Here is a 21,784-nt window from a genome sequence, read left to right as displayed (position 1 = left end):
GAGGCGAACCGGTATCGCGCCACGGGGAAGGTCGTGGGCACGCCCGTCGCGAAGATGAAGTTCGCGCCCAGACTCCAGTCATCGTTCAGCCTGTACAGTCCCGTCAGGGCGAAGTCATGGGTCCGGTCGTAGGGCGAGGGATACCACTCTCCGCCGTTGATCCCCGGATCCTCGGCCGTGAGCCCCGGGGTCCGCTGCTCCGAGCGGGCCAGCGCGTAGCTCGCCCAACCGGTGAGTCGGCCGCGGGTCTTCCGCACGAGGAACTCCAGCCCTAACCCGCATCCCTCCCCCTCGAGGAGGAGCGTCTCGAGTCGGCGCGTGATGAAGATGTCCGCCCCGTCCACGTAGTCGATCAGGTTGCGGGCGTCCTTGTAGTAGACCTCTCCCGAAAGGGCGTAGAGGCCCCGGGAGAGCGTCGTCACGTAGCCGAACGCGAACTGGTCGGCGACCTGCGGCTCGACGTACGGGCCCACGGGGTCCCACAGGTCGAGGGGGGTCGGCGAGTTCGTGTTCGTGACCAGCCGCAGATGTTGCCGCGTGCGGTAGAAGCCGAACCGGTTGGTCGCGATGGAGAATCCCCGCTCGACGATCTCGAGCCGGGCGACCCGCAGCACCTCGTCGTTCGCCGCCGACCGCACGTAGCCGGAGAGGCGGACGGACTCCGGTTCCTGCGCGTGCGCCGCTCCGGCGGCCGCGAAGATCATCGAGATCAGGGCCAGCATCGGCAGGCCCGCCCGTGCCTTGAGGCTGATGGTCGGTTTCTCGACTTGTCGTGACAATCCGACCGCGCGGCGGGCCAATCCGGCCGCACGGCGGGGCCGTGGCCGCGCGCAGCCGGGGCATGCAAGTTCCACGCCCGGGGCTGGCGCCCGCAGCAGTCTAGCCCCTCCGGAAACAACGTACAAAGGATCGAGCATGATGAAGCGAATTCCCGCCTCCGCGTCTTTCGCCCTCCTTGCGCTCACCGCGTTCCACGCCGGGCCGGGCGCGGGCGATGCGGCCGCCCAGACCTTCCCCACCGACGACCCCGTGATCCGTCTCATGTGGGAGGAGGGGATGGGGGACGGCTCGCAGGCGTTCGACCTCTCGCAGGCGCTGATGGACTCGATCGGCCCGCGGCTGATGGGATCTCCGTCCTTCGACGCCGCGGGCGACTGGCTGCTGGCGCGGTACGCGGAATGGGGGATCGAGGCGGAGAAACAGGAGTACGGGACGTGGATCGGGTGGGAGCGGGGCTACAGCCACATCGACCTCACTGCGCCGCGCGTCCGCTCGCTCGAGGGGATGATGCTCGCCTGGAGCCCCGGAACGGACGGTCCGGTGGAGGCCGATGTCGAGCTCCTCCCGCAGGCGGGGTCGCGCGAGGAGTTCGACGCCTGGCTGCTGTCGGTGTCGGGCAAGGCGGTCCTCATCTCATTCCCGGAGCCGACGTGTCGCGAGGACCAGTCGTGGGAGGACCACGCGACGCCCGAGACGGTCGAGAGAATGCGCGCCGGCCGTGACGAGGCGCGGGGGGCGTGGTTCTCCGGCATGCGCAACGCCGGAGGCGACTTCGCCCAGCGGATCGCCGATGCCGGGGCGGTCGCGCTTCTGACCGGGCGCTGGTCGCAGGGGTGGGGGGTGGACAAGATCTTCAGCTCGCCGACCCGCACGGTGCCCGGTCTGCACCTGAGCTGCGAGGACTACGGGTTGCTGGCTCGGCTCGCCGAACGCGGCCAGTCGCCGCGGGTGCGGATCGACGCGCGGGCCGAGTTCCTCGGCGACGTGCCCGCCTTCAACGTCGTGGGGCGAATCCCCGGCGTCGAACTGCCGGACGAGTACGTCCTGCTCAGCGCGCACCTCGACTCGTGGGACGGCGCCTCGGGCGCCACGGACAACGGCACCGGCACCATCATGATGCTGGAGGCGATGCGCCTTCTGAAGGCCGCCTATCCGAACCCGCGACGGACCATCCTCGTCGGACACTGGGGCGGCGAGGAGCAGGGCCTCATCGGCTCGACCGCGTTCGCGGCGGACAACCCGGAGGCCGTGGACGGCCTGCAGGCCGCCTTCAACCAGGACAACGGCACGTGGCGGATCGACTACATCCGCATGCAGGGATTCACCGGCGCCGGGGCCCACTTCGGCCGCTGGTTCTCAAACATCCCGGTCGAGATCACGGGGCACATCGAACTCGACATCCCCGGCGTCCCGGAGACGGGCGGCAGCGACCACATGTCGTTCATCTGTGTTCCGGCGCCCGGGTTCCGGCTCCAGTCGAACTACCCGGACTACCGGCAGTACACCTGGCACACGAACCGGGACACGTTCGACAAGGTCGTGTTCGACGACCTGCGGAATAACGCGACGCTCGCGGCGATGCTGGCCTACCAGGCGTCCGAGGATCCCGAGCGGGTGCCTCGCGACATGCGCGTATTGCCGGCCGGCCCGCGCGGCGGACCCGGCCAGTGGCCACAGTGCCGCCCCCCGCGGCGCAGCGCCGGAGGCTGAGGGCGCAAGACCGGCTGCGCTAGCCGGGAACCGTGAGGACCTGTCCCGGATAGATCCGGCTGCCGTCGAGGTTGTTCGCGGAGCGGAGGCGCGTGACGGTCGTGTCGTGTCTGCGGGCGATCGCCCACAGCGAGTCGCCCGGCCTGACCCTGTACTCTCCCGCGCTCGCGAGCGAGATGCGCTCGACGTACGCGGCGTACTGGCGCGGGAAGAGCGCCACGTGATAGTGCGGCGGCCAGCGTTCGATCGATGCCTCCAGAACGCCGGAACCCTCCAACTGCAGGAGGACCCGCTCCAGCCACGCGCGGCACTTCGAGTCCGGTCGCCGGAGGTCAATCGCCATGCCCGTGGGGTGGACGGAACGGGGAGAGGCGTTCCTCGGTTGCCGGCTCTTTGGCCGCGTAAGGCTCGTCACGACGAGTTGCTCGCCGCAGGCCCGCCGGTACTGCGGCGCGAGCCGCGAGATGAACAGCTTGACCTCGGGGCGCGCGTAGGGGAACGAGATGTTGTGGAGCCGATAGTCCCGCGATTCGGGCACGCGCACGAGATAGCCGCCGTCGACGAACCGCCGGACCTGCGCCGGCGTGGCGATGTACGTGAAGTCGTGCTCGCGGGCGGCGCGGTTCTGTCTGTCCAGCGAACTCGTGGACCCGCGCAGACTCTGGCCCGGGAGGTGTGCGGGGACTGCCGCCGCAAGGCAGATGGCCGACACCGCAAACGAAAAATGCGAATTTCGAAGAGATCGCGCGCCGTAGCGCGACAACGCCGAACGGATTCTCACCACCGCCTCCACCCCGCTGTCCACCCCAATCCGAACTGCATGTGGATCCGGAATATAAGAAAATCAGGCTCTCGGATTCAACCCCGACCGGCGCGATCCCCCAAAAAGTGGGTCACAAGGCGCGCGATGTCAGTGATCTCCGATCCCGAAGAAGGACTCGCGACGCACCAGGGCACGCCGCAGCGGCTCCGGTTCCGCCCGGACGAAGCGGACGATCGTGCCGGGCCTGGCCTGGGCAAGGGCGTCGAGCGCGATCGGGTCCAGGGCACCGAGCTTCGGATAGCCGCCGATCGTCGGGCGGTCCCGCATGAAGACGAGCGGACGGCCGTCGCCTGTGACCTGGACGGTGCCATCGACGAGGGGCGCGGAGTCGAGGACGCGCGGGCCGGAAGCCAGGGCGGGGCCGGCCAGCCGGACCGCGGTGCGATTGCTTGCCGGGTCGACGGTCCACTCCGCGGCGAACGCGCGGTCGCGATCGGCTGGCGAGAATTCCGGCCACTCGTAGGCGACGACGAGCGGGAGGGCCAGCGCGGCGCGGGGTGACGGGACGAGCGTGGGCGGGACGCGGCGGACCGGGCAGGCCCGGTCGGGGGCGCCCCAGCGGAGCGCTTCGCCCGCCCGCAGCGGCCGGCCGAGCCGCCCGGGCAACCCGTCGCGGGCCACGGCGGATGCCGAGCCGAACGCCCGGTCGACCTCCAGCCCGCCGGGGAACGCGAGGTAGGCGCGCATGCCGGTCGCGCTGTACCGGAGCCGCAGCACCTGGCCCGGTCGGGTCCGGAGGGTCCGCCAGGCGCCCGTCTCGACGCCGTCGAGCGAGGCGGCGCAATCGGCTCCCGTCAGCGCCACGATGGTCTCGACGGCAAAGCGGAGGTCGAGACCCCCCAGGGTGACCTCGAGCGCGGCCGCCGCCGGTTCATTGTCGAGCAGCCGATTGGCCCACAGGTACGCGCGCTGGTCCATCGCGCCCCCCGGCGCGAGACCGGCGCGGCGGCCGCTCCGCCTCCCCAGGTCCTGGACCGAGCAGTACGGCCCGGGCCGATCCAGCACCCCGTGGGGGCCCGCGTCCCCGCCCGCTGAACTCACTCGCACTCCGCCTCGTAGTCCTTCCGTCCGATGCGGCGGAACTCGACCGAGCCGCCGGGCGCGAAGCGCGCGATCCGCTCGGCCGCGTCCGCGAACAGGGCCCCCGGGACGCGACCGACGAGGCGCCACCCACCCGGTCCCTCCGCCGGGTACACGCCGGTGCGCCGGTCCGCGATCCCCACGGCCCCCTGCGGCACCCGCGCGCGGGGAGACGCGAGGCGGGGCGCGGCGATTCGCGCATCGAGGTCCCCGAGGTAGGCGAACCCCGGGGCGAATCCCGTCGCGAGCACGAGGTACGTCGAGCCACAGTGCAGTCGCGCGACCTCATCGGGCGTCAGCCCGCCGATCGCCGCCACCTCCTCCAGATCGGGCGCCAACTCTCGCTCGTAGCAGACCGGTAGCGCGACCGCGCCGGCCGGCGGCGTCTCCGGCTCGGCCTCCAGAGCGATCCGCGCGCCGGCCGCAAGGCGCGCTTCGACTTCCGCCGGATCCCAGCGGCTGGGCGTCCCCTCGACCAGGAGTCGGTTGAAGGCCGGAATCGTGGCCCGCAGATGTGGCAGACTCTCGCGGGCGAAGCGTTCGAGGGTGAGTACGCGGGCGATCCCATCGCGGTCGGGCTCGACCGGCAGCGTGACCAGGGCGCTCGCGGGCCCCGGAAAGGCGATCACGCCGGGCGCGGTATCAGTTCGCGGATCCGGAGCAGAGCCTCCCGGGCCGCGGGATTGTCGCCGTGCACGCAGAGCGTCTCGGCCGCCACCGGCAGCGGCCCCCCGGGTGTCTCCACGAACCCGTCCAGGAGGCGCGCCACATGCGACGCCACCGCGTCGGGGTCCGTCAGAACCGCCCCCTCGATCGAGCGCGACCGCAGACGCCCGTCCGCCGCGTAGCCGCGATCCGCGAACGCTTCGAACACCAGTTCCAGCCCGGTATGCTCGAGCAGCGCCGCGTGCCGTTCGCGATCCGGTGTCGCCTGCAGGACGAAGGCGAGCGAACCGTCCACCGCCTCCACCCCCTCCGCCAGCCTCCTCAGCAGTTCGTCATCCGCCATCATGGCGAGGTACAGCGCCCCGTGGGGTTTCACGTGATGGAGTGGCGTCCCCAGGGCGGTCGCGACCGCCTGCAGCGCGCCGATCTGCGCCTGCACCTCGAGCACGAGCGAGTCCACGGGCCAGTCCAGCTTCAGACGCCCGAAGTTGCGCCGGTCGGGATAGCCCGGGTGGGCCCCTGCCTTCACCCCGTGCTCGGCGGCCAAGGTGAGCGTTCGGGCCATCGTATCGGGGTCCCCGGCGTGTGCCCCGCACGCGATGTTCGCCCAGTCGGTCAAGGGCATCACCGCGGCGTCCGCCCCCTTCTCCCAGGGCCCGTAGCTCTCCCCCATGTCGCAGTTGAGAAGCATGCCGGAACATATCTCGCGCGACCCCGGCTCCGCACCCGCGACGGCCGGAAGTCGCACGGCTGGCGGCGGATCGGTTCGGGCGCGAGAATCGTAGGGTGACCGGTCCATCCTTCCACCTGGAGGCGTGAGGATCATGCAGGTTTCCGTTCGGTCGGCGTTGCGAGTGCTCTCCCCCGCACTGGCTGCGGGATTCGTGGCGCTGATGCTCGCCGCGCCGGGTCTCCGGGCACAGGACGAACACCTCGAGATCGCCAGGCGCGTCCTCTCCAGCGTCCCGATGTTCGACGGCCACAATGATCTGCCGTGGGCGATCCGCAACGCGGACCCGCCGATGGACGTCCGGGCCTACGACATCTCGAAACCCACACAGGGCCACACCGACCTCGCCCGCCTCCGGGCCGGCGGCGTGGGGGCCCAGTTCTGGTCCGTCTACGTCCCCGCCTCGGTCATGGAGGAGGGCGGCGGCGCCCGCATGCAGCTGGAGCAGATCGACATCGCGCACCAGATCATCTCCGACCACCGCGAGGATCTGGGTCTTGCCCTGACCGCGGCGGAGGTCATGGACCAGTTTCACCGGGGGAAGGTCGCCTCCATGCTCGGCATCGAGGGCGGCCACGCGATCGAGAACTCGCTCGGCGCGCTGCGCGCTTTTTATCACCTCGGCGTCCGGTACATGACGCTCACGCACAGCGCCAACATCGACTGGGCGGACTCGTGTTGCGAACCCGCGGAGTTCGGCGGGCTCACCACCTTCGGCGAAGAGGTGGTGCGGGAGATGAACTGGCTCGGCATGCTGGTCGACATCTCGCACGTGTCGCCCGAGTCGATGCACGGCGCGCTCGACGTCGCGGAAGCCCCCGTCATCTTCTCCCACTCCTCGGCCCGCGCCGTCACCGACCATCCGCGGAACGTACCCGACGACGTGTTGCGGCGTCTGCCGGAGAACGGCGGCGCGGTCATGGTGACGTTCGTGGAGTCGTTCGTGAATCAGGCGGTCGCGGACTATTCCGGACCGCCCGAGGGGCGCCCGCGGGCCACGATGGCCGACGTGGTGGCCCACATCGAGCATGTGCGGGCCGTGGCCGGGATCGAGCACGTCGCCATCGGCGGAGACTTCGACGGCATCGACCGGGGACCGGTCGGACTCGAGGACGTCTCGACGTACCCGGCCCTGTTCGCCGAACTCTCGCGCCGCGGATGGACCGAATCCGAGCTTCGCGCTCTGGCCGCCGACAACCTGCTCCGGGTCATGCGCGCCTCGGAGGCGACGGCCCGGCGGTTGCAGGCCGAACGCGGTCCTTCGACAGCTACGATCCAGGGACTGGATGGCCTGGTCCCTTGATCCTTCCGTACGCCAACAGAGAGGAGAGTCCCATGAGGACATCACTGAGATCAGCACCGAAGCCTGCACTGCTCGGACGAGCGGGTATGGGATGGGCGCTCGCAGCGTGTTTGGTCGCGGGCCTCTCTTCCTCAGCTTCCCTCGCGGCCCAGGGCGAGCCGGATCTCCAGATCGCGGAACCGTTCAAGGTGGGGACGTTCGAGATCGGGGGCCTGCGGACCGTCGGGCTCGTGCTGCGCGACCACTACATCGTCGACATCGCGGCGGCGAACCGGGAACTCGAACGGAATCCCGACTATCCGCGGGTTCCGGCGCCCACCGACATGCTCGACCTCATCGGCCGCTACGAGTACGGGGTTCGGCTCCGCCTGTATGAGATCGTCAACCGCCTCGTGGCCGGCCAGCGCCTGACCGGACCGGAAAGGGCGGAATTCGTCCACGATGTCGAGGATGTGCGGATCCTCCCGCCCATCATGTATCCGGGCAAGATCCTGAACGCGGCGACCAACTTCTACAGCCGCGTCGCCGAGACGGGCAACGAGGAGGAGAGAGCCGAAGCTCGCCGAGAGCGCCGCGAGAACCGGGGCGTGCCCTACCTGTACCTCAAGCCGTCGCGCGGCGTGGTGATCGGGGCCAACGATCGGATCGTCGTTCCCTACGGCCGCGACCAGACCGACTGGGAGGTGGAGCTGGGCACGGTCATCGGGCGGGCGACGAAGTACGTCACCGCGGAAGATGCCCAGGACCACATATTCGGGTACACCGTGACCATCGATGTGTCCGACCGGGGCGGGCGGCCGCCGGGCGGCAACCCCACGGCTTCGGACTGGCTGGTCGAGAAGGGTCACGACACGTTTGCGCCGATGGGCCCGTGGATCATCCCGAAGGAGTTCTACGGCGACCCGATGGAGATGCTCCGGCAGACGCTGGACGTGGGCGAAGAGCGCATGCAGGAGGCGACGGCGACAGACATGATCCACTCGCTGTGGGAACTGGTCGAATACGCCTCCTCGATCCTGACCCTCTTCCCGGGTGACGTGATCAACAACGGCACCTCGGGCGGCGTCGGCGAGGGCACCGCGCGATTCCTGCAGCCGGGCGAGGTCGTCACGGCCACCATCGACGGGATCGGTACGCTCCGGCTCCCGGTCGTGGCGGGAACGCCTCCGCCCGGCGAAATCGGCGTTCGACTGCCTCCCTTGTGGTCGTACAGGCGGGACCCCGGCAACTGATGCCACGAGCGCGGGAGACAGCTCCATGAGACAGACGACTTCGACCGCTTCGGCCACGACTCGCGCGGCCCTCGTCCTTCTGGCGGCCGCGGCCCTCGTGTCCTCCGCTCCGCTCTCGGCCCAGGGCGGGCCGGAGATCGAGATCGCGGAGCCGTTCAAGGTGGGAACGTTCGAAATCGACGGCGTTCCGCGCGTCGCCCTCGTGCTGCGCGACGCCCTCGTCGTCGACATCGAGCATGCGAACCAGGCCCTCGAGCGAAATCCCGACTATCCGCCGGTGCCACCGCCCGCCGACATGGTCGACCTCATCGGCCGCTACGAGTACGGGGTTCGGCTCCGCCTGTACGAGATCGTGAACGACCTCGTGGCCCGCGGCCGGCTGTCGGGGAGTGGCAGAGCCGATTTCGTCCACGATCTCGAGGACGTGCGGACCCTCCCACCCATCATGTACCCCGGCAAGATTCTGAACGCGGCGGTCAACTTCTACAGCCACATCAACGAGGCGGGCACGGAGGAGGAGAGGCGCGAAGCCCGCCGCCAGCGGCGTGAGAACCGCGGCGTCCCGTACCTGTTCCTCAAGCCGTCGCGCGGCGCGGTGATCGGCGCCGGCGACCAGATCGTGATCCCCTTCGGCCGGGACCGCACCGACTGGGAGGTGGAACTCGGCGCCGTGATCGGGCGCAGCGCGAAGTACGTCTCCGCCGAGAACGCCGAGGACCATGTGTTCGGCTACACGGTGTCGATCGACGTCTCCGACCGCGGCGGACGACCGCCCGGCGGCAATCCCATGACCTCCGACTGGTTCGTCGGGAAGGGGCACGACACGTTCGCGCCGATGGGCCCGTGGATCATCCCGAAGGAGTTCTACGGCGACCCGATGGAGAACCTGCGCCAGACGCTGGACGTCGGTGGGGAACGCATGCAGGAGGCGACCGCGGGGGACATGATCCACACGCTGTGGGAACTGATCGAGTACGGTTCCTCGATCGCGACCCTGTTTCCGGGCGATGTGGTCAACAACGGCACCTCGGGCGGCGTCGGCATGGGGACCGCGGTCCGCGGGGAGACGCGATTCCTGCAGCCCGGCGAGGTGGTCTCGGCCTCGATCGAGGGGATCGGCACGCTACGGCTCGAGGTCGTGGCGGAGACGGAGCCGCCCGGCGGGACCGGGGCCCGGCTCCCGCCCGTGAGGAGCTACCGGGGGAACCGCTAGCAGCCCTTTGCATGACCTGGCGCCGGCGCCGAGCGCGGGATGACGCGGAGACCCGCGCTCGGGCTGTGGATGTCTACGGCCCTCGTCGTCGGGAGCATGGTGGGCTCCGGCGTGTTCCTGCTGCCCGCCTCTCTCGCCTCCTACGGCGGCATCAGCATCCTCGGCTGGCTGGTGAGCGCGGGCGGCGCCATGTGTCTGGCGCTCGTGATGGCGCGGCTGGGTGCGTTGATCCCGAGGGTCGGAGGTCCCTACGCCTTCGCGCGGGAGGGGTTCGGCGATTTCATCGGATTCTGGGTCGCGTGGGCCTACTGGATCTCTCTGCTCACGGCCAATGCGGCGCTCGCCGTGGCGACCGTGAGCTACTCGACCGTCTTCTGGCCCGGGCTGGGCGACTCGCCTGTCGCGGGAGCGGTCGCGGCGCTCGTCGTTCTCTGGGGTCTGGTGCTCGTCAACGTCCGGGGGGTCCGGACCGCGGGGCAGGTGCAACTCGTCACGACCGTGCTGAAGCTGCTGCCGCTCGCCGCGATCGGGACGATCGGCTTCCTGTATTTCCGGGCCGGCCATTTTCGACCCTTCAACGCGTCGGGAGGCAGTCCCCTCGCCGCCGTCACGGCCACGGTCACCCTCACGCTATGGGCCTTCATGGGACTCGAGGCCGCCACCGTCCCCGCCGCCGATGTCCGGGATCCGGCCCGCACCATCCCGCGAGCCACCATCCTCGGCACCGTGATCGCCGCGGCGATCTTCATCGTGAGCACCTTCGCGGTGATGGGGATCATCGCTCCGGCCGAACTCGCGGTGTCCACGGCGCCCTTCGCCGATGCGGCCGGATCGATCTGGGGCGACGCGGGGCGCTGGGTGATCGGCGCGGGCGCCACGATCGCCTGTTTCGGGGCGCTCAACGGCTGGATCCTGATCTCCGGACAGCTTCCGAGAGCCGCGGCGCTCGACGGCCTCCTCCCCGCGGCCTTCGGGAGGCTCAGCCCACGCGACGCACCGACGTTCGGGCTCATCTTCGCGGGGGCCGTCGCCACCGTCCTCATCGCAATGAACTACACGCGCGGCCTCGTGCAGGCCTTCACCTTCCTCATCCTGCTCTCTACGCTGTCGACGCTGCTGGCCTACGTGTTCGCCAGCGCGACCGGGCTGCTCTTCGCCCTCCGCGAACGCTTCGCCTCGACCGGTACGACGACGGTTGCGGCGCCGCTCGGGCGCATGGCCGTGAGCGTCCTGGCGTTCGGATTCTCACTGTGGGCGATCGCGGGGGCGGGGCAGGAGACGGTGTTCTGGGGGTTCCTGCTCCTCGTCGCCGGGGTCCCCGTGTTCGTCCTCATGCGGGTGCGAACGTCCGAGTCGGAACCCCGCTAGAGAACGTGACGGCGTTGCGAAATCGCTTTTCGTCCAAGGGGCTGAGAGTCCTTCTCGGCGGGTTCCGGGCCGCGGCGTCGAGGCCAGCGAAGCTACCGGCGGCAGGGTAGCTTGAGCCAGAAGCCAGGTAGCCGATCCGCTCACACGGGAGCGTGCATGACTGAGATCGCTGGCGCCGCGAGTTTCGGCGTCGCGAGCATGGTGGCGCCGCTTCGCCGGGTCGCGATGCGCCGCCCGGGCCGGGCGACGTTCGAGGCGGACCCTGGGCTCTGGCACTACGCGAGGCCGCTCGAGCCCGACCGGCTGGCGCGTCAGTACGACGCGTTCGCGGGATACGTCGCGGAGGCCGGAGTGGCGATTGAGTGGATCGATGGCGCGACGGACGACGGACTCGCCGACTCGATGTTCACGTTCGATGCGTCCTTCATGACCCCCGGCGGCGCGATCCTGCTCCGCCCCGGGAAGCCGCTTCGGCGTCCGGAGGTCGAACTCCACGAAGCGCTCTACGCGAGGCTCGGCGCACCGGTCCTCGGCGCGATCACGGCGCCGGGAACGGCGGAAGGCGGCGACCTGCTGTGGATCGACGACCGCACGCTCGCCGTGGGACGCGGCTTCCGAACCAACCAGGCGGGCATCGACCAGCTTCGGGCGTTCCTGTCGCCGTTCGGGATCGAACTCCACGCGTTCGACCTGCCGATGTGGAAGGGAAGCGCCGCCTGCCTGCACCTGCTGTCGCTGGTGAGCCCGCTGGACCGAGACTTGGCGCTGGTCTATCCGCGTCTCTTCCCCGTCGCGCTTCATGGATTGATGCGGGAACGCGGGATCCAGTGCCTGGAGGTGAGTGACGAGGAGTTCCACGCGTCCGGCGGGCTGAACCTGAACGTGCTCACGACGGCTCCGCGCCGTTGTCTCGCCATCGATGGATTCCCGGAAACGGTGAGGCTGATGCGAGACGCGGGCTGCGAGGTTACCTGCTTCGAGGCGGACGCGCTCTGCATCCCCTGTGAGGGGGGTCCGACCTGCCTGACGCTGCCACTTCTCCGAGACGGGAGCCGAGACGGAACGGAAAGCCGAAAGGAAGAGAGGCCATGAAGCGGATCGTCATCGGCATGCTCGTCGTCATGGTGGCGGCCTTTGCAGTCGTGTACGGTATCGGCCTCAGCCTGCCGGAGGACCACGTAGCAACCGTCCGGGCCGAGTTCGCCGCAGCGCCCGAGCAGATCTTCGCGACCATCGCCGACTTCCGCTCGCAACCCGACTGGCGACCGGCCGTCGAACGCATCGAGGAACTGCCGGCCGAGGGCGGAAACCCGGCCTGGGTGGAGCTTGGCGCGACCGGACCGTTACCGATGACGCTCACGGAGAGCGAGCCCCCCGTCCGGCTCGTGACCACAATCCTCTCGGAGGGCCTCCCGTTCGGCGGCACCTGGACCTACGACATCGAACCCACGGGCACGGGATCGACCGTCTCGATCACGGAGGAGGGGGAGGTCTACAGTCCCATCTTCCGCTTCGTCAGCCGCTTCATCATGGGCCACCACGCCTCCGCCTCTACCTATCTCTCCGACCTCGGCACCCGCTTCGGCGAGAAGGTCACCGTCGACATCGTCCGCTAGTAGAGCCGGGTCGGACCCGGGAACCCACGGACCCCAGGGGTGGTAAGCGTTGTCACTCGCGCTCGACTGCGTGAGTGATGGGCAGCCGGGGATGCTTCCCCGGCCCTCCCGCAACCCCTATTCGGGAGTCAAAGATGAAAGCAACACGCATTTTCGCGCCCTCGCCGGGGCGTCGACATAGTCTTACGGGGCTCTTGCTGATCCCCGTCACCACCTTGGCGCTCCTCGGGGCGGCTGCCTGCAGGGATTCGATCACCATTCCCGGTCCTGCGGCCGGGCCCAACCGGGCCCCCGAGGCCCGCGGTGAGATCCAGCCCCAGCTTGTCAGCGTGGGAACCGAAGTCGAAGTGGATGTGTCCCCGTTCTTCGTGGATCCGGACGGCGACCCGCTGATCTTTAGCGTGGGGTCGTCGGACGTCAGCGTCGTTACAGCGCAGGCGACTAGCAGCAGGGTGGCCATTGCGGGCGTCACGGATGGCATGGCGACGGTGACCGTGACGGGAACCGATGCCGACGGATTGCAGGCGACCCAGATCATCCGGGTGACGGTCCGGGCAGCCTCGGCGGTCTTCCGGGAGGAGTTCGGATCGAATAGCAGCCTTTCGAAGTGGACCGTCTCGCAGGCGGACGCGACCGCGGACGGGGGGCTGCGGGTGACCAATCGCTCCAGGGGCCAAGTAGGCCGGGTAGGACACGACCTCGTCGCGCCGCTCGATTCAGACTGGAGAGTGGCGGTGCGCATGGGGCGGGAGGATGAGGGTGTGACGCCGGTGCTGTTCCTGCGGACGACCGATGCCCGATTCTCCTTGTATCGACTCGACATCGGACCGGTCGAGCTGGACGAGAAAGCCGTCAACTACTGGTTCGGGGTTTTCGACATGGCCGAGCGATCCTGGACGGTTCTGAGGTCCGGTATGTCCGAGGCCATGGACGACGAGCCGGGTGAACTCACCGAGATCGCGCTCGTGTTCAACCGCGGACAATACCGTGCCGAGGCGGGGGGGGCGCTCCTCTTCGGGGGCGTTGCCGCCGATTGGCTGCCCACAGCCATTGCATCCGTCTGGCTGGCCGGACGGTCGGCGGAAGGTGCTGTCGGGGTAGCCTGCCTGTTCGACTGGGTCGAGATCGACGGTCAGCCAGCGGACCCGAACTCCGTGGCCGACCCCGTCGTCCCGGTGGACGAGGCGTTCTCCAACAACATCAACTAACCACAGCGAGGGGGTGGATGAAGCTCGTTCCGCTCCGGCGGAACGAGCCCGTCCTCCTCCGACTCTCCCCGGGTCCGAGCGACGTCATTGCGGCGCCCGCATGAAGAACTCCCGGATGCCGCCGAGGACCATCTGGCAGCCGATGGCGAGCAGGATCAGACCCGAGAAGCGCTCGAAGATCCGGACCGCCCGCCGGCTGAGCGCGTTCGAGAGAATGCTGGCGGCGAGGAGCACCGCGAGCACTCCCACCGATGCCACGACCACGGCGATCAGCGTCGCGACGGGAACTCCGATCAACACACCGGGCTCATCGAGCGCCAGCGTGATCACCGCGGTGATCGACGCCGGCCCCGCGATCAGCGGCATGACGAGAGGGACCCAGAGGTGGTCTTCCGTCTCGCCGGGGGCGCGACGCACCCCGGTGATCCCGAACCCTGCACCACGGAGCATCTCGAGCGCCGCGAGGATGATGACGAGGCCGCCGGCCGTCCGGAACGCGGCGAAGCTCACATCGAAGAGGCCCAGTATACGCGCGCCGGCGACCGCCGAGACGCTGAGCACGATGAGGACGCCAAACGCGACCTTGACCGCCGCGCGGCGCAGTTCTGCCCGCGAGAACCCGTCCGTCGCCGCGAAGAAGAAGGGCAGCTCGGCGAGCGGGTTCGTGAGCGCGATGAGCGCGATGGAGGCGTAGAGTATCTGGTCGATCACACCGACAGCATATTCCCACCCACTCCGTGGCGCGACCGCGACCGTCCGCTCTTGGCTGGCCCGGGGGGCGTTGCGCATGTTGAACCGGCTCTGACGCGTCTCATCAGATTCCGGGGGAAGCCATGAAGCGCCTCACGTTCGCGGCCATCGCGCTCGTCCTCCTCTCGCCCGCGGCCGTCCAGGGCCAGCGGGGAGGGTCCTACGACTACTTCGCGCCCCAGCGGGAGATGATCCAGCGCGGCGTCCAGGCCATCCTGCAGTGCAACGGCCTTTTCACGGGAGACCGCACGCTGGAGCAGGTGTTCGACCAGGAGCTGGCCTACCTGCGCGACCCCGTCGGGACGGCGGAGGGCGGCGACTACGTCGTCGACTGGGAGAGGAAGGCGGTCGCCATCGGGGCGCCCGGCGCGATCCCGGTGATGCGGGCCGCGTTCCGCGACGGGATCGGCTGCGTGATCATGTCGCCGGACCAGACGTTCGACGACATCGATGAGCTGCCGATCCAGACGGCCGCGCAGCTGGCGGGCGACCCCTCCACCATGGCGTGGCCGGACGGCGACATCGTCGCGGACGGAGGCCTCCCGGCCGGCGTCGATCCAGTGGCCCTCCAGGCCGCCTCCGACTGGACCTTCGAGCGCGAGTCGGAGGAGCAGGTGACGCTCAGCTTCATCGTCGTGCGGGACGGCCAGATCCTTCACGAGCGCTACGCCCCCGGCGTGAACGTGTCTACGAAGACGAGGACATGGTCGACCGCGAAGAGCATCGCCTCGACCCTCATCGGGATGCTCGTCGACGAGGGCAGGCTGGACCTCGACGCGCCGCTCCCGTTCGACTGGCTGCCCGAGGACGCCGGATCGCAGGAGACGGATCCGCGCCGCCACATCACGCTTCGGCACGCGCTCAACATGTCGAGCGGGCTCTACCCCGTGGACAGCTGGGGGATGGAGTACGCGACCGGGTCCGGTTTCTCCTACTGGGCCGGCGTGAGTTCGGTCGAGGGGGCGCGCAACCGCTCGCTGATGCGCGAGCCCGGCACCTTCTGGGACTACGAGAACTACGACACGCTGCTCGGCGTGTACGCGATGAAGCTGGCGATCGGCGATCCGCAGGCGTACCTCGAGTTCCCGCGGGAACGCCTCCTCGACAAGCTCGGGATGCGCAACACCTTCCTGAGCACGGACCGCTTCGGCGACTTCATCCTCAGCAGCCAGGTCTACACGACGGCACGCGACCTGGCCCGCTTCGGGATGCTGTACGCGCAGAACGGGATGTGGAAGGACGAGCGCCTGCTGTCCGAGGAGTGGATCGAGTTCGTGCGCACGCCGGCTCCCGCGACGTCGGAGAGCGGAAACTTCTACGGCGGCCAGTGGTGGCTCGTGCCCGACGACCGCACGGACGTGCCCTCCGATGCCTACTCGACGGCGGGCAACCGGGGACAGTACGTGGTCATCGTCCCGTCACACGACGTCGTCATCGTCCGCCGCGGCCTCGACTACGGCCGACAGGGCTTCGACCGCTGGGACATGACGCGGGAGGTCCTCAAGGCGTTCGAACCGGTAGCCACGAACCGGTAGCCTGCCTAGATCGGAGTTCGGCCCGACAGAGCCTAGCGGGGAGCACGACGCACACACACCTTGGCAGCCGACCGCAACCATCGAGATCGCTGCCAACGGAAACGATCCGGGATCCCAACGACATGATCCGTAAGCTCACATTGGAGAATTACCGTAGCTTCGAGTCTTACATGCTCGAGGATCTCGCCCGCGTCAACCTCCTGGTCGGACCCAACAACTGTGGCAAGACCTCGATCCTCGAGGCTGCTCATTTCCTAGCAGTGCAGGGTGATCCGCGTGCCCTGGTCCACTCCACGTACCGCCGTGGCGAGGTGCTCCCGTCAAGGAGTCACGATGGTGCCGAGGATCCGAGAACCCGCGAACCCTACGACCTTTCTCACCAGTTCTATGGACATCGTTTCGAAGTGGGAACTTCGTTCCAGATCTCGTCCGACGATGAACTCGGCAACGTTGGCGTAACGATCCGGCAAGCTGAGGACGGACAGGCCGAAGATCTCTTCAACATCGAGACCGGTCGCACACAAAGCCTCGTCCTTCGAATCAAGAGCCTTTCGCAAGGCAACGTCGATCTCGCCGTCAACGACGACGGTTCGTTTACTTGGAACCCCCGCGCACTTCGGAGAGCGGCGGCAAACACCCCAACGGCGACCCGGCCGGTTCAGTTCCTGGAAGTCGACTCGCTCGAGCCGCGTCTCATGGCCTCGATGTGGGACAACGTACTCGTAGATGGGCGGGAAACCGAAGTCGTTCACGCGATGCGTATACTGGGAAGCAACCTGAGTTCGATTCACTTCCTCTCGGGTGAGCGGGTGCATCGGTTCAGGGGCTCTCCAGGCATAGTTCTCGGCTTCTCGGATCAAAAACGACGCGTACCCCTCGGCAGTCACGGCGACGGGATGCGTCGTCTCTTGGCTCTGTCACTATCTCTCACTCAGCTACGGAACGGGTTGCTGCTAGCGGATGAGATAGATACGGGACTCCACTGGAAGGTCATGGAAGACATGTGGCGCCTCGTGGTCGAGACAGCACGCGATGCGTCGATCCAAGTGTTTGCGACAACACACAGCTACGACTGCGTTCGAGGGTTGGATTCGCTACTTGGTGCGAATCCGGAACTGGGAGATCATGTATGCATTCAAAAGATCGAACGGTCGCTGGACCAGGCTGTGGCCTTTGACGCGGATCGAATAAGGGCGGCCGTGAAGCACGGGATCGAACTCCGGTGACGTCAGTTCCCAGGACCGAACCTTGTGTTTTCGTCGAGGGCAGAGATGATGAGCATGCGATACTCCATCTTGTTATGCGCCACGGGCTCACCAAGGAGACCTTGTCGAGCTTCCCTTGGATCGAGCCGTCGGGTGGCAAGGAGGGTGTCCTCGAAGCCATCGAAGCTGCGGTCAGCGCTGGTACGGATCGAACTCTCGGCTTCGTACTTGATGCCGATGACAACTTGGGAGACACGTGGCGAGCTGTAGCCAGCCGACTTGCAAGAGTCGATGTGCAGGTGCCCGGCGAGATTCCCGAAGAGGGGTTCGTTGATGTATCCAGCCGGTACCGAACCCGGGTCGGTGTTTGGATCATGCCTGACAATGAGCGCCCCGGAGAGTTGGAGGACTTTTTGGAGGGTCTTGTGGATGGCGGGAACCCGTTGCTTCCTCATGCGCAGGAGTCGACCAACCACGCGAAGTTGCTTGGTGCCGCCTTCCCCGACGCCAAGACTGGCAAGGCTGTGCTCCACGCGTGGCTTGCGTGGCAGGATAATCCCGGCCGCCCATATGGGACGGCGATCAAGAGCGGATATCTTCGGCACGACAGCGAGGCGGCCGAGCGTTTCGTGGCTTGGTTTCGTCAACTGTTCGCCTTGGACGGCTAGCCACTAGCCTTCTACTCCCGGTTCCCATGGATCAACACGTGTTGACCCGGAAGGTGCGTCAGGCCCAGCGGCTGCCGTTCAGGTGCAGGAGGAAGGGGTTGGTGCCGCGCTCCAGCCCCACGTTGGTCTCGGGGCCGTGTCCCGGGTACAGCCGCGTCTCGGCCGGCAGCGTCAGGACGTGTGAGCGGATCGACTCCATGAGCACGCCGTAGTTCGAGTTCGGGAGGTCCGTCCTTCCGATCGAACCCCGGAAGATCACGTCGCCCACGATCGCCAACGGGTGCGAGGTGGAGACGAACATCACGTGCCCGGGCGCGTGGCCGGGAACGAAAACCACCTCGAACTCCGAGCCGCCGAAGGAGAGGTTCACGCCCGGCTCCAGTTCGACGTCGGGGGGCGGGAGCGGATCGCACGGCACCCCGAAGAAGGCGGCCCACTCCACCGCATTGTCGTACAGCGGCTGGTCCAGGGGGTGCAGGTGGATCGGGGCACCGGTCTCCGCCTTCGCCGCCGGGATCCCGTCGACGTGATCGACGTGGGCGTGGGTCAGAAGGAGGGCCGCGATCTCCAGTTCGCGCTCGCGGGCCGCGGCCAGGGCTTCCGGCGTCGCGGCGCCGGGGTCGATCAGCAGTCCGGTGCGGCCATCTTCGCACACCACGAGCAGCGTGTTCTGCACGAACGGGCCGCCCGCGAAGGTGAGAATCTCGATCTCGTCCCCCTCCCGTTGAGAAGAGGCGGAGTCTATCCGCGGCACGCCGGGCCGGCAACGCGATTGCGGGGCGCGGCGTCCGGGCCGAGGATGGCGCGATGAACCTCACCCCCCGCCGTGCGGACCTGCGGCGCATGCTGCGCCTGGCTCTCCCGATCGTGACCGTCCAGGTCGGCATCATGATGATGGGCGTCGTGGACACGCTCATGGTCGGCCACCTGTCGGCGACCGATCTCGCGGCCGTCGGCCTGGGCAACCTCTACTTCTTCCAGATCGCCGTGTTCGGCAGCGGCCTGCTGATGGCCCTCGATCCGATCGTCGCGCAGGGGGTGGCGGCGGACGATCACGAGGCCGCCGCGCGAGGGATCCAGCGAGCGTTCGTCCTCACCCTCTTCCTGACCGTGATCACCTCGCTGCTCTTCCTGCCCGCGGCCCGGGTCTTCGCGCTCCTCAGACAGCCCGGGGACGTGGTGCCGGTGGCCGGGGGGTACGCGGTCGGATCGATCCTCGGGATGCTGCCATTTTACGGGTTCGTGGTGCTGCGGCAGAGTCTGCAGGCGATGGGGCGCGTGGCGCCGATCGTGTGGACGATCGCGGGGGCGAACCTCCTCAACGCCTTCCTGAACTGGGTCCTGATCTACGGAAACCTCGGCGTGCCGCAGCTGGGGGCGGTGGGTTCGGCGTGGGGCTCGAGCCTGGCGCGCTGGTGCATGGCGGCGGCGCTGCTCGCCCTGTCGTGGCGCTGGATGCGTCCCTACCTGAGCCGGTTCAGGCCCGAAGCCCTCGATAGAGCCGCCCTCGGTCGCATGGTGCGCCTCGGCACACCGATCGGCTTCCAGCAGCAGCTGGAGTTCGGCGCCTTCGCGGTCATCGGCGTGATGATGGGCTGGCTCGGAACCGAGGCCATGGCGGGGCATCAGGTGGCGCTGAACCTTGCGGCGCTCACTTTCATGGTCCCGCTCGGGATCGGGGCCGCCGCGGCCGTACGCGTAGGCCATGCGATCGGACGCCAGGACATGGAGGGGGCCCGGCGCGCCGCGGGCACCGGGATCCTGATCGGCGGGACGTTCATGTTCGTCACGGCCGGCGCCTTTCTCGCCGTCCCCGGCTTCTGGGCGGGTCTCTACTCACACGACCCGGCGGTGATCGCGATCGCCGCGTCCCTGATCCCGATCGCAGGCATCTTCCAGGTCGCCGACGGCCTTCAGACGGTCGCGGCCGGCGTGCTGCGGGGCGCGGGGGACACGTTCTTCGCCTCCTTCTTCAACGCCATCGGGTTCTGGGGGCTCGGCGTGCCGGTGAGCGTCGTCCTCACGTTTTCCCTCGACTGGGGACCGCGCGGCCTGTGGTGGGGTCTCGCCGCCGGCCTCGCCGCGGTGGCCGTCCTCCTCTTCGACCGCGTACGTCGCGTCCTGCGCCGGGAGGTCCGCCGCGTCGCGATCGACGCGCCCGGCGCGTAGCGACCGGCGGTCCGCCGCTTTCAATCGGTCGGGCCTCGACTTTCAATTGGTCGGCGTTGCGGTCGCGCGTATCCGGCGGCACCGTGACTGTGTCCGATCGGCCCTGCCGCCCAACGTTGGCACGAACCTCAGCCCTGGAATGACGATGACTCGTTCGCGCCCTCTCGCGGTCTCCTTCGGCGCCGTCGCGGTCCTGGCCGCCGGCGCCATCGCCGCCGTGTCCCCCGCCCCCGCGGCGGATCTCGTCCCGGCCATGACGTGCGAGGAGCTTTCCGGCCTGTCCTGGGGCGGTTTCGTCCTCGACGAGGTGTCGGAGGTCGAGGCCGGCGCCAACGACCCGGCGCACTGCCGGGTGCTGGGGACGATCGACGAGGAGATTCACTTCGAACTCCTCCTTCCCGCGGCCGCCGACTGGAACGGCCGCTTCGTGATGGGCGGGGGCGGCGGGTACGTGGGGAGCGTCCAGAACCAGGCCCTGCAGTTCGCGGGGCCGGTGTCGGTACTGAGCCGCGGGTTCGCTACGGCCGGGACCGACACGGGCCACGAGGGCTCCGGGATCGACGCGAGCTGGGCCCTGAACCGGCCCGACCGCGAGGTGAACTTCGGCCACCGGGCGGTCCATGTGACGGCCGAGGCGGCGAAGACGATCATCCGTCTCTACTACGGCCGCGACATCGACTACTCGTACTTCGTCGGCTGCTCGCGGGGCGGAGGCCAGGGCATGATGTCGTCGCAGCGCTATCCGGACGACTTCGACGGCATCGTCTCCGGCGCGCCGGCCTACAACTGGACCGGCCTGGGCGCCTTCTTCCTCCAGACCCAGCAGGCCCTGTATCCGGATCCCGCCGACCTCTCGACGCCGGTGATCGACGCCGAGGCGGCGGAGATCCTCGAGACGGCGATCCTCGAGGCCTGCGACGCGGACGACGGCGTGCGGGACGGGTTCATGACGAACCCGCTCGAATGCGACATCGACATTTCATCGATTCCCGGGCTCAGCGCAGAGCAGCGGCGGGCCGCGGAGGTCATCTACGGCGGCGCCCGGGTCGGCGACCGGCGGGTGTATCCGGGGTTTCCATTCGGGGGCGAGAGCGACGCGGCCGGCTGGAGGCTATGGATCACGCAGGGCGAGGCGCCGGTCGGCCCGGACATCCCGAACCTCCACTACGCGTTCGGCACGGAGATGCACAAGTACATCATCTTCGACGATCCGGAGTTCGACTACTCCACGTTCGATTTCAGCGACTACTTCGCGTGGGAGGAACAGACCCGTCGCGCCGCGAAGATCCTCAACGCGACGGACACCGACCTCAGCGGGTTCAAGACCGGCGGCGGCAAGCTGATCCTCTGGACCGGCTGGTCCGACCCGGCGATCCCCGCCGCCGGCACGCTGAGCTACTACGAGGGTGTGGCCGGAGGTGACGAGGAGGCGGACGACTACCTGCGGCTGTTCATGCTGCCCGGCGTCCTGCACTGCGGCGGGGGGCCGGGGCCCGATTTCGTCGACTGGATCTCCGCCATCCAGGACTGGGTCGAGGTGGACGAGGCGCCCGAGCGGCTCGTCGCGACCAAGGTCAGCGAGGGCGCGGTCGCGATGCAGCGGCCCGCGTGCGCGTGGCCGGCGCAGGCGGTGTATGACGGCTCCGGCGATCCGAAGCGCGAGGACAGCTTCGAGTGCGTCGCTCCGTAGCACGCGAGACGATCGACAACCAGCACGACAAAGGGAGT

General features: G+C 68.6%; 19 protein-coding genes. 13 read left to right on the top strand and 6 right to left on the bottom strand.

What is annotated here, in order from left to right; translation table 11 throughout:
- Positions 1-915: 915 nt before the first annotated feature.
- On the top strand, positions 916-2,490 hold the full coding sequence (locus ACOQPP_RS16220) for a M20/M25/M40 family metallo-hydrolase (protein WP_420636943.1): 1,575 nt from the start codon (positions 916-918) through the stop codon (positions 2,488-2,490).
- Positions 2,491-2,509: 19 nt separating this feature from the next.
- Here ACOQPP_RS16220 and ACOQPP_RS16215 read toward each other — a convergent pair whose 3' ends face one another.
- From ACOQPP_RS16215 to ACOQPP_RS16200, 4 genes are all read right to left on the bottom strand, one after another.
- Entirely contained in the window at positions 2,510-3,271 is a 762-nt protein-coding gene (locus ACOQPP_RS16215; protein ID WP_419167655.1) for a DUF5715 family protein, read from the bottom strand.
- Between the two features lie 129 nt (positions 3,272-3,400).
- On the bottom strand, positions 3,401-4,354 hold the full coding sequence (locus ACOQPP_RS16210; RefSeq protein ID WP_419167656.1) for a biotin-dependent carboxyltransferase family protein: 954 nt from the start codon (positions 4,352-4,354) through the stop codon (positions 3,401-3,403).
- Positions 4,351-5,022, bottom strand: a complete 672-nt coding sequence (locus ACOQPP_RS16205; protein WP_419167657.1) for a 5-oxoprolinase subunit B family protein — start codon at positions 5,020-5,022, stop codon at positions 4,351-4,353. Before ACOQPP_RS16205 ends, ACOQPP_RS16210 begins: the two co-directional genes overlap by 4 nt.
- A complete protein-coding gene (locus ACOQPP_RS16200; protein WP_419167658.1) occupies positions 5,019-5,750 on the bottom strand; it encodes a 5-oxoprolinase subunit PxpA in 732 nt (243 codons plus the stop codon). The genes ACOQPP_RS16205 and ACOQPP_RS16200 overlap by 4 nt, the downstream gene beginning before the upstream one ends.
- A gap of 133 nt (positions 5,751-5,883) precedes the next feature.
- Here ACOQPP_RS16200 and ACOQPP_RS16195 point away from each other — a divergent pair, with 133 nt between their 5' ends.
- The 7 genes from ACOQPP_RS16195 (at position 5,884) to ACOQPP_RS16165 (ending at position 13,729) form a co-directional block, all read left to right on the top strand.
- A complete protein-coding gene (locus ACOQPP_RS16195) occupies positions 5,884-7,092 on the top strand; it encodes a dipeptidase (protein ID WP_420636942.1) in 1,209 nt (402 codons plus the stop codon).
- Positions 7,093-7,178: 86 nt separating this feature from the next.
- Positions 7,179-8,324, top strand: coding sequence for a fumarylacetoacetate hydrolase family protein (locus ACOQPP_RS16190; RefSeq protein ID WP_419167660.1), 1,146 nt, complete (start codon positions 7,179-7,181; stop codon positions 8,322-8,324).
- Between the two features lie 25 nt (positions 8,325-8,349).
- Positions 8,350-9,537, top strand: coding sequence for a fumarylacetoacetate hydrolase family protein (locus ACOQPP_RS16185; protein WP_420636941.1), 1,188 nt, complete (start codon positions 8,350-8,352; stop codon positions 9,535-9,537).
- Positions 9,538-9,576: 39 nt separating this feature from the next.
- Positions 9,577-10,905 (top strand): amino acid permease, encoded by a 1,329-nt coding sequence (locus ACOQPP_RS16180; protein WP_419167662.1) that lies wholly within the window; start codon positions 9,577-9,579, stop codon positions 10,903-10,905.
- 156 nt (positions 10,906-11,061) lie between these two features.
- Positions 11,062-11,997 carry a dimethylarginine dimethylaminohydrolase family protein gene (locus tag ACOQPP_RS16175; RefSeq protein WP_420636940.1) on the top strand — a complete coding sequence of 312 codons (936 nt, stop codon included), beginning with the start codon at positions 11,062-11,064 and terminating at the stop codon, positions 11,995-11,997.
- Positions 11,994-12,521 (top strand): SRPBCC family protein, encoded by a 528-nt coding sequence (locus ACOQPP_RS16170; protein ID WP_419167664.1) that lies wholly within the window; start codon positions 11,994-11,996, stop codon positions 12,519-12,521. The genes ACOQPP_RS16175 and ACOQPP_RS16170 overlap by 4 nt, the downstream gene beginning before the upstream one ends.
- Before the next feature lie 134 nt (positions 12,522-12,655).
- On the top strand, positions 12,656-13,729 hold the full coding sequence (locus tag ACOQPP_RS16165; protein WP_420636939.1) for a hypothetical protein: 1,074 nt from the start codon (positions 12,656-12,658) through the stop codon (positions 13,727-13,729).
- 84 nt (positions 13,730-13,813) lie between these two features.
- Here the strand turns inward: ACOQPP_RS16165 and ACOQPP_RS16160 are convergent, their stop codons facing one another.
- On the bottom strand, positions 13,814-14,440 hold the full coding sequence (locus ACOQPP_RS16160; RefSeq protein WP_419167666.1) for a MarC family protein: 627 nt from the start codon (positions 14,438-14,440) through the stop codon (positions 13,814-13,816).
- A 122-nt stretch (positions 14,441-14,562) separates the two neighbouring features.
- On the opposite strand from ACOQPP_RS16160, the gene ACOQPP_RS16155 reads away from it, so the two are divergent.
- The 3 genes from ACOQPP_RS16155 to ACOQPP_RS16145 all read left to right on the top strand — a co-directional run bounded on the left by ACOQPP_RS16155 (position 14,563) and on the right by ACOQPP_RS16145 (position 17,887).
- Complete coding sequence (locus ACOQPP_RS16155) at positions 14,563-16,014, top strand: serine hydrolase domain-containing protein (RefSeq protein WP_420636938.1); 1,452 nt, start codon at positions 14,563-14,565, stop codon at positions 16,012-16,014.
- A gap of 122 nt (positions 16,015-16,136) precedes the next feature.
- Positions 16,137-17,240: an AAA family ATPase gene (locus ACOQPP_RS16150; protein WP_420636937.1), complete on the top strand. Its 1,104-nt coding sequence runs from the start codon at positions 16,137-16,139 to the stop codon at positions 17,238-17,240.
- Positions 17,237-17,887 carry a DUF3226 domain-containing protein gene (locus ACOQPP_RS16145; RefSeq protein ID WP_420636936.1) on the top strand — a complete coding sequence of 217 codons (651 nt, stop codon included), beginning with the start codon at positions 17,237-17,239 and terminating at the stop codon, positions 17,885-17,887. Before ACOQPP_RS16150 ends, ACOQPP_RS16145 begins: the two co-directional genes overlap by 4 nt.
- A gap of 58 nt (positions 17,888-17,945) precedes the next feature.
- Here ACOQPP_RS16145 and ACOQPP_RS16140 read toward each other — a convergent pair whose 3' ends face one another.
- Positions 17,946-18,641 (bottom strand): MBL fold metallo-hydrolase, encoded by a 696-nt coding sequence (locus ACOQPP_RS16140; protein WP_419167670.1) that lies wholly within the window; start codon positions 18,639-18,641, stop codon positions 17,946-17,948.
- A 53-nt stretch (positions 18,642-18,694) separates the two neighbouring features.
- Between ACOQPP_RS16140 and ACOQPP_RS16135 the strand changes: the two genes are divergently transcribed.
- Positions 18,695-20,056 (top strand): MATE family efflux transporter, encoded by a 1,362-nt coding sequence (locus ACOQPP_RS16135; RefSeq protein WP_420636935.1) that lies wholly within the window; start codon positions 18,695-18,697, stop codon positions 20,054-20,056.
- Positions 20,057-20,201: 145 nt separating this feature from the next.
- Positions 20,202-21,746, top strand: a complete 1,545-nt coding sequence (locus tag ACOQPP_RS16130) for a tannase/feruloyl esterase family alpha/beta hydrolase (protein ID WP_420636934.1) — start codon at positions 20,202-20,204, stop codon at positions 21,744-21,746.
- Positions 21,747-21,784 lie beyond the last annotated feature (38 nt).

Origin of the sequence: Candidatus Palauibacter sp. (assembly GCF_965222475.1) — a bacterium.
Lineage (GTDB): Bacteria > Gemmatimonadota > Gemmatimonadetes > Palauibacterales > Palauibacteraceae > Palauibacter.
This window is presented reverse-complemented; position numbering and strand designations above follow the sequence as displayed.

Coding starts and splice junctions, on each gene's coding strand:
- ACOQPP_RS16220 (WP_420636943.1), top strand. CDS start 916: ATGATGAAGCGAATTCCCGCCTCCGCGTCTTTCGCCCTCCTTGCGCTC.
- ACOQPP_RS16195 (WP_420636942.1), top strand. CDS start 5,884: ATGCAGGTTTCCGTTCGGTCGGCGTTGCGAGTGCTCTCCCCCGCACTG.
- ACOQPP_RS16170 (WP_419167664.1), top strand. CDS start 11,994: ATGAAGCGGATCGTCATCGGCATGCTCGTCGTCATGGTGGCGGCCTTT.
- ACOQPP_RS16200 (WP_419167658.1), bottom strand. CDS start 5,750: ATGCTTCTCAACTGCGACATGGGGGAGAGCTACGGGCCCTGGGAGAAG.
- ACOQPP_RS16150 (WP_420636937.1), top strand. CDS start 16,137: ATGATCCGTAAGCTCACATTGGAGAATTACCGTAGCTTCGAGTCTTAC.
- ACOQPP_RS16185 (WP_420636941.1), top strand. CDS start 8,350: ATGAGACAGACGACTTCGACCGCTTCGGCCACGACTCGCGCGGCCCTC.
- ACOQPP_RS16130 (WP_420636934.1), top strand. CDS start 20,202: ATGACTCGTTCGCGCCCTCTCGCGGTCTCCTTCGGCGCCGTCGCGGTC.
- ACOQPP_RS16180 (WP_419167662.1), top strand. CDS start 9,577: ATGACGCGGAGACCCGCGCTCGGGCTGTGGATGTCTACGGCCCTCGTC.
- ACOQPP_RS16190 (WP_419167660.1), top strand. CDS start 7,179: ATGGGATGGGCGCTCGCAGCGTGTTTGGTCGCGGGCCTCTCTTCCTCA.
- ACOQPP_RS16165 (WP_420636939.1), top strand. CDS start 12,656: ATGAAAGCAACACGCATTTTCGCGCCCTCGCCGGGGCGTCGACATAGT.
- ACOQPP_RS16155 (WP_420636938.1), top strand. CDS start 14,563: ATGAAGCGCCTCACGTTCGCGGCCATCGCGCTCGTCCTCCTCTCGCCC.
- ACOQPP_RS16175 (WP_420636940.1), top strand. CDS start 11,062: ATGACTGAGATCGCTGGCGCCGCGAGTTTCGGCGTCGCGAGCATGGTG.
- ACOQPP_RS16135 (WP_420636935.1), top strand. CDS start 18,695: ATGAACCTCACCCCCCGCCGTGCGGACCTGCGGCGCATGCTGCGCCTG.